A 7,438-nucleotide genomic window follows, 5' to 3' on the forward strand; every position below is an offset into this window, starting at 1 on the left:
GTAATGTTTGTTCACAGAGTTATCAGCAGCTGATTGTGCAACTTCTTGCGCATAGTGACGGTTTGGTTTTGGTCGGTGGGCGCATCGTAAGCGGGCAGGGTGTTCTCAGAAAAAGTCAGCTAAATAAATCTGTTTATTTTGGGTGCTGCATAAAGGGTTGTTCGTACATCTGTATTTTTAGGGTAAGGTGTTTTGGTAGATAAGGTGCGGGTATTTGAAGTTTTTACCTTGCATAAAAAATGATAAGATTTGAACTTTCAGTTAGTACGTATAAGGACATTTCAATGGTCGAGCGCGTTTTACTACCCCTTTGCACTTTACTGCTGCTAACAGGCTGTCAAGCGCAATCCTCCTCACTGCCAAAAAGCCAGAAGCTCTCGCCGGATAAAGTCGCCCAGATCGCTGCGACCATTGAGCAGAAATACCCAAAACTCTCCACCGAGGTTCGTGGCAAGCTACTGAATACCGTGGTGCAGTCATTGGACAATATGGTGTTTGTCGAGGGGGGGGAGTTTCAGATGGGGGATTTTGGTTGGCCTTATGACGATGACCCTACAAATATGTGCGACTGGCCATGCGGTGTGGACCCGGAACGGATGGGGCATATCAGCATGGACGGTGATGACGACTTCGTTCATCCCGTTAAACTGAGCAGTTACTCCCTGTCGAAATTCCAAACAACACTGGGTGATTTCGACTTGTTCTTTATTGCTCATGGCAAACCGTTGTTTGATGCGGAAAATCGCAAGCGAGAAGACCTGAAGGAAATTATTTACGCGCCCAAGCTGCCAGCGCCTGTCCAAAGCTGGCAAGAAGCCAAAGATTACTGCGGTTGGTTGGGGGCGCTCAGTGGTTTTTCAGTGGATCTGCCCACAGAGGCTCAGTGGGAATATGCCGCCCGCAATCGGGGGCAGCATGTGGCGTTCTCCACCGACAATGGCAGTTTAAACTACGGACGCAATTTTCCTGCATCGGGTAAAGGTGAGCGCCTCACCTTTGCAGTGGATAGCTTTGTCCCCAACCCCTTGGGGATTTACAGCCTGTCCGGAAATGCCACTGACTGGGTCAATGATTGGTACGACAAAGACTATTACCGGGTGTCACCACTGATAAACCCTGCCGGCCCCGAGACAGGCACACTCAGAATTCGTAGGGGTTCGGGGTATGGCGAAGACCCATTGCTCAGCGCGAGTACCGTACGACGGTGGGCAGATGAACCTGTAAGAAAACGGCACGCCCCAGGCTATAGCTTTCGCTGTTCAGTGCAATCCGATCAGCCGCTATAGAGCAGAAACAATGAGGGCGCTATCAATACGCCCTCATTATTTGCTCAGCGTTTAGGCCAAACCATCAAACAGGCCGCTGTTCTGTGCTGCCATCAGCACTTTCTCCTTGCGCCAGGCATTGCTGGGGTTCCAGGCCAATCGGGCCGGACTGTCGGAAGTTTGGTTTACCGCCAGGCTATCAATAAAACGATTGAACTGGTCTTGTTCGTGTCCATTTAGCAAGGCGTTAATCCGCTCCAAACTCGCCATGGCCTTGACCTTTGTCCCGTCGAGGGAGCAATGCTCCAGCACTTCAATAAATTGCCGCCAGCGGCGTACCTCAGAGAGAAGAATGACCAGAGCCTTCTCCTGTTTTTCGTTGAAACTACCAATCCCCCTGGCGATAACACCTTCGGTCAGTAGGTAGACCATCGGCCCAATGGTTTCTGGCGGCAACACGCTCAGAGGTACATCCTGCTTTCGAACCCGGATGATTCTATCTTTCTCATGAACGATTAGATAGTTGGCCGGCGCTTCCGTCTCAATAAATTGCACAGTGCTGTACGGCTACTTGCGCACTTGTTTGTGAGTTGTTAAGTGCGCGCACTGTAATGTTTGTTTGCGGAGTTATCAGCAGCTGATTGTGCAACTTCTTGCGCATAGTGGCGGTTTGGTTTTGGTCGGTGGGCGCATCGTAAGCGGGCAGGGTTTTCTCAGAAAAAGTCAGCTAAATAAATCTGTTTATTTTGGGTGCTGCATAAAGGGTTGTTCGTACATCTGTATTTTTTAGGGTAAGGTGTTTTGGTAGATAGGGTGCGGGTATTTGAAGTTTTTACCTTGCATAAAAAATGATAAGATTTGAACTTTCAGTTAGTACGTATAAGGACATTTCAATGGTCGAGCGCGTTTTACTACCCCTTTGCACGTTACTGCTGCTAACAGGCTGCCAAGCGCAATCCTCCTCACTGCCAAAAAGCCAGAAGCTCTCGCCGGATAAAGTCGCCCAGATCGCTGCGACCATTGAACAGAAATATCCAAAACTCTCCACCGAGGTTCGTCGCAAGCTACTGAATACCGTAGTGCAGTCACTGGATAACATGGTGTTTGTCGAAGGTGGCGAGTTTCAGATGGGTGATTTTGGTTGGCCGCATGACGACGACCCGGCAAACATGTGCGACTGGCCATGCGGCGTAGACCCGGACCGAATGGGACCGATCAGTATGGGCGTTGATAATAAATTCGTTCATCTCGTTAAGCTGAGCAGTTACTCCCTGTCGAGATTCCAAACAACATTGGGCGATTTCGATTTGTTTTTTATTGCTCAGGGCAAACCGTTGTTTGATGCGGAGCTACGTAAGCGAGAGAATTTACAGTTCCGCTATCAACCTGACTTACCAGCTGCTACTCAAAGCTGGCAAGAAGCCAAGGATTATTGCGTCTGGGTAGGAAAACTGAGTGGTTACCCTGTGGATTTGCCTACGGAAGCCCAGTGGGAGTATGCCGCCCGCAGCCGAGGCCAGCATGTGGTATTTCCTACTGACAATGGCAGTTTAAACTACGGACGCAATTTTCCTCTCCAAGGAAAGGGACGAACATTTGCTGTAGACAGTTTCGTTCCTAATCCGCTAGGACTCTATAACATGTCAGGCAACGCTACCGACTGGGTAAACGACTGGTACGATAAAGACTATTACCGCCACTCGCCATTGGAAAACCCTCAGGGCCCGGCTACCGGAACGGAACGAATCCGTCGAGGCACTAATGCAGGCGAAGATCCTTTGCTCACGGCCAGTACTGTTCGACGATTCCCTAATGAGCCTACAAGAAGCCGGCATTTACCCGGTACAAGTTTCCGCTGCGCAATCCAATCCAATCAACCACTTTGAAGCACTCCAGAAGACAACAAAGTCGCTCTCAAGCGCCCTTGTGGTCCTTCAACATCATCCCAAACCATCAAACCGGCCACTGCGCTGTGCGGCCACCAGCACATTCTCCTTACGCCAAGCATTGCTGGGGTTCCAGGCCAATCGGACTGTAGTATCGGAGGTCTGGTTAATCGCCAAACTGTCAATGAAACGATTGAATTGGTCTTGTTCATGGCCGTTAAGCAAGGCGTTAATTCGCTCCAAACTCTCCATGGCATTGACCTTTGTCGCGTCGAGTGAACAATGCTCCAGCACTTCAATAAATTGCCGCCAGCGACGAACTTCGGACAGAAGAATGACCAAGGCCTTTTCCTGCTTTTCGTTGAAGCTACCAATCCCTCTGGCGATAACTCCTTCTGTTAGCAGGTAGACCATGGGACCAATGGTTTCAGGCGGCAACACGCTCAGTGGAACGTCTTGGTCCCGAATCCGCATGATCTTATCTGTCTTATGATGAATGAGATAATCGGCTAGTGCTTCAGCTTCTATCTTCGTGGCTTGTCGATCTTCCCACCAAGCAAGCATTTCTCCGCGCCCTAACTCAAACCCCTCAATGGTCTTTTTCACCGGAGAGGTCGCCACCTGATACAGCCCTGATGCCATATAGCTAAAAGCTTCCTTCGTCACCCCCGACAGGTGCCTGTAGTCTATATCCGCTAAGACATTACAAAACAGCAACGTCAGCTTTCCCACCTGCTCAAGGTCCACCACCGTACCAAACCCACCACCGGCACCAGGACCAAATACCAGCGAGCCTTTGCAGCTAAATGCCAGCCGGTTATTCGCGATACTGATACCAAATTCACCGGCGGCACCAATACCCACCGCAGCATTACCCTCAACCTTGACTTCGGCCAGCTTGGCCCAATTGCTATTGGCGTTTGCCTGGCCGACGACGGATTTCCCCGTCCCTTGTTTATCCGGCTCAACCCACTCAAAGGCACCGCTCAGGGCGCCACCGGCTTGAGCACCAGCAAAGGCCTCGCACTTGACGCCGATATTGCCACTACGACCGACTTCCATTGTCGGAGTACCCAGTAGCGCGGTAGCTCCTGCGGGTGTTTCAGTTGGCTTGTATTGTGTTTTGACCCCGGCCTCACCCTGTGTTTTCGCACCGACAAAACACGACAACTCCAATTTCCCACTCAGACGAAATACGCCCATCGGGTGAAGCACTTCCTTACCCAAAGCATTGCGATAGGCCATGTTCGCGACGTGGCCACCCTGGTCAGGAAAATACGAATTCAGGGATACTGAAGCTTCCGCCAGCGAGAACGCCGCGCTCCCTTTAACGCCCACGTCGATATTGCCCTCTTTGGGATTCCAGTTATTGACTCCAGCACTGGCACTCGCCGCGAATCGCAGGGCATGAGCTTCTGCAGCGACGGCATAGGGCGAGGCATCGCTTTCATTAGAAGTCCAGGACACTTCCTGATGCAGCGCGTTGAGCAGGTTGTCCTGTTTGCTGGTCCAGGTACTGATCTTGAGTTCCAGGTTGCCCAACGGCCCTGCTTTGCGTCCTCCACCGACCGCATTTTTGATGTCCTTGATCAGGTTAGCGGCCAGTTGCTTGTTGAAGGGTTTTCCGGCGATGACGCGGGTAGGGACTCGGACATTCCATGGGGTGGTAGTTCGCCACGGGATCGAGATGTAATGACGCCGAGTCGGGTCGCTGAATAGGATGATTTCAACTACGGTAACGCCGGACTTGGTCTGGCTCCCGCGTTGACGTTCAGTGCTGCGTCCCTTGCCATGCTTGAGATCCGGGGCGGCGCTGTTGGCACTGGTAGAGCTGTCTTCGGGTTCGGCTTTTTTTTGGGCCGCCAACCGAGCACGGAGCTTGCCGATTTGCTGATCCAGCTCCAGGGTTTTCTTGCTCTGCAATGACTTCCAGTTGGCTTCAAATTGCGTAAACCCAAAAGAACTGGGTGTGTAATCCTGATACCAGTCACGCGCCTCCTGCAAGGCCGCCATTGTCCCCTGAAGATCTTTATCGGTGGTCAGCAGCGTGGCTTTTGTTTGCTGGGATTTGGTATCCCGCATCAGTAACCCGGCGCCTTCAGCCTTGACCGTCCAAGCGTCTTTCACGCATCCGGCACACGAGCATCTGGCATTTGGGTCTTGAGGTTTCGCGCACTGAATGGAAGGCAAAGCCTTGGCCAGGTTCTGATGCAGCTCATCCATCAGTTTCTGGACAGCGCTGATTTCCTGCTTCAGTGCCTTGGACTGTTTGTCGGTCAGGACATAAAAATGCGGCTCGCCGGTAATGTGGGCCACATCGACCAGCTCTTCATCACACTCGGCCTGCCCCTTGAGTGCGGTGGAGGTGGCACTGTCCGCATGCATCGGTGGCGGCAGTGCCGGCTTAGGCGCGGTGTTGGGGAGCTTCAGCTCCCAGCCAGGCTTGATGTAGTTGGGATCGGTGATGATCGGGTTAAGTGCTTGTATCTCAGCCGTTTTAGCGCCGTGTTGCTGGGCAATTGCCCCCAACGTATCGCCGCTTTTAACCGTGTATGTGTTGTTCATCGGATCATCGTCCTTGTGATTCAGAGACGCTCAAGCTCGATTAACTTGTCGCCAAGGCCCAAGTCATCACGGGCCAATAATTCGGTATTTGGAAAACTGCTCCAGAAGCCATCGCCCTGACGCAACGCCAGGCGTAACCAACGCTCCTGCTCGGCCAGTTGCAGATACCCTGTTTGCCGGGCCCCGAGCAGTTGCCGATGAACGAACTCCACCGGTTCAGGCATCGACAGTACCGTCTGATAGTCCAGGGCGAATCGTCCGGCCAGTACTTTCAAGCGGTGCTCATCCATCTGAGCCTGGCGCTCGAAGCTCAGGTGCAACCAGCCAGGCTCCTGAATCTCAACGTCCGGGTCAGGTCGAGGGTTAGCCAGATGGCGCCAGCCCAGCTCGTTGCGCCAGACCATATCGGTGAGCGGCCCCATGAACTGCAACAGCTCCGTTTCATCGAGGCTGTTCAGCAGTGGCTCCAGCCAGCGCGGATCGAAAAAACGCATCAACTGGGCCGGCGTGTCATCGGTGCTGATGGTTAGCAGGCTGCGCCAATGCTCAACGGCTTGCTTGAAGGATTGCTCATCCTCCAGATAGGCAACACACCCGGCATCGGCCCGATCCAGCAGCCTGCTGGCGTACTCCATCGAAGCACCTGGTGCCGGACACAGCAATGCAAATGGCCCGGCAGCTTGCAACCCGGCGTAGGGGGTATCGTCGAAGAGCGGCATACAGCGTTCGACGCCATAGCCAATGACCTGATCTAGATAAGCTGGTAGCTCCGGGTCAAAACTGGCATCCAGAATCACGCACAGGACTCCCGGTGCTTCAGGCGTCTGAAAGGGTGAGGCGATGGACTTGATCATGCCGTCTTACCTGGATGGTGGATTGGGCAATGACCTGATGCGTCGAGTTGGCAACCAGGAATAGGTAAGAGAGCACCTGCCACCGCCTGCTGTTGGTAAAACAGCAGACTAGGAAGCGGCAATGCGGGTGGCGCCGTCACCCCTTCAAACATCCCAGGCAACACCGGAGCAGCAGCGGTTCCCGAAGCGGGGGCGCCACCTATTTGAATCTCGGTACTGCTGAAAATACCGCCAGGGCCAATCACGATGTGCTGACCACCGCCTTTCAAGGTAATGCTGGCCCCTGCGTCCAGGATCAGATGGGCACCGGCCTTGAGGTGGACCTGTTGACCAGCCTCGATTACCACCGTTTGCCCTACACGGGTGTGGCTGCTGCTAGCTACCTGTAAGTAGTCGTTAGCCTTGAGCTGGACTTTGCGGTCAGCGGTGACGGTGCGTTGCTCTTCAGCTTCCAGCACCGCAATGCTGTTGCCCTTGATGGTTTCCCGGCGCTCGTTACCCACTTCCAGCCGACTGTCATGTTCGACCTTCTGTTCCATGTCACGCTGAGCACGCAGGTAGATCAGTTCCTGTCCCGCACGGTCTTCAATCGACAGCTCGTTGTAGCCGCCACTGTGGGGGGAGCTGTGGCTACGTAGCACAGTTTTGGTTTTGTTCGCGGGCAAGGGGTACGGTACAGGCGTTACCTTGTTAGGCACACACCCCGTAATTAACGGATTATCGGGATTGCCTTCCAGGTAGGTCACCACCACTTCCATGCCGATGCGCGGGATGGTCACCGCACCGAAACTGTCTCCCGCCCAGCTGGATGACACCCGTAACCAGCAACTGCTCTTGTCGCTACCCAGTTCGGCGCGGTCCCAATGGA

At 53.3% G+C, this 7,438-nt stretch carries 6 protein-coding genes; 2 read left to right on the top strand and 4 right to left on the bottom strand.

Annotated features, from left to right (window positions below; all coding sequences use genetic code 11):
• The first annotated feature begins 284 nt into the window (after positions 1 to 284).
• A complete protein-coding gene (locus CKW24_RS26900) occupies positions 285 to 1,286 on the top strand; it encodes an SUMF1/EgtB/PvdO family nonheme iron enzyme (protein ID WP_095171835.1) in 1,002 nt (333 codons plus the stop codon).
• A gap of 51 nt (positions 1,287 to 1,337) precedes the next feature.
• Here the strand turns inward: CKW24_RS26900 and CKW24_RS26905 are convergent, their stop codons facing one another.
• The gene (locus CKW24_RS26905; RefSeq protein ID WP_143501305.1) at positions 1,338 to 1,820 is read right to left on the bottom strand and encodes a hypothetical protein; all 483 of its coding nucleotides are present in this window, start codon (positions 1,818 to 1,820) and stop codon (positions 1,338 to 1,340) included.
• A 338-nt stretch (positions 1,821 to 2,158) separates the two neighbouring features.
• Here CKW24_RS26905 and CKW24_RS26910 point away from each other — a divergent pair, with 338 nt between their 5' ends.
• Positions 2,159 to 3,151, top strand: a complete 993-nt coding sequence (locus CKW24_RS26910) for an SUMF1/EgtB/PvdO family nonheme iron enzyme (protein WP_095171838.1) — start codon at positions 2,159 to 2,161, stop codon at positions 3,149 to 3,151.
• Positions 3,152 to 3,205: 54 nt separating this feature from the next.
• On the opposite strand, the gene CKW24_RS26915 is transcribed toward CKW24_RS26910, so the two are convergent.
• The 3 genes from CKW24_RS26915 to CKW24_RS26925 all read right to left on the bottom strand — a co-directional run.
• Positions 3,206 to 5,716 (bottom strand): LysM domain-containing protein, encoded by a 2,511-nt coding sequence (locus tag CKW24_RS26915; RefSeq protein ID WP_095171840.1) that lies wholly within the window; start codon positions 5,714 to 5,716, stop codon positions 3,206 to 3,208.
• A 20-nt stretch (positions 5,717 to 5,736) separates the two neighbouring features.
• Complete coding sequence (locus tag CKW24_RS26920) at positions 5,737 to 6,570, bottom strand: DUF4123 domain-containing protein (RefSeq protein WP_095171842.1); 834 nt, start codon at positions 6,568 to 6,570, stop codon at positions 5,737 to 5,739.
• Positions 6,567 to 7,438, bottom strand: an 872-nt coding sequence (locus CKW24_RS26925) for a type VI secretion system Vgr family protein (protein ID WP_143501307.1), incomplete at its 5' end; no start/stop codon positions are given. The genes CKW24_RS26920 and CKW24_RS26925, both read right to left, overlap by 4 nt.

The organism is Pseudomonas sp. Irchel 3H3, from assembly GCF_900187635.1.
Lineage (GTDB): Bacteria > Pseudomonadota > Gammaproteobacteria > Pseudomonadales > Pseudomonadaceae > Aquipseudomonas.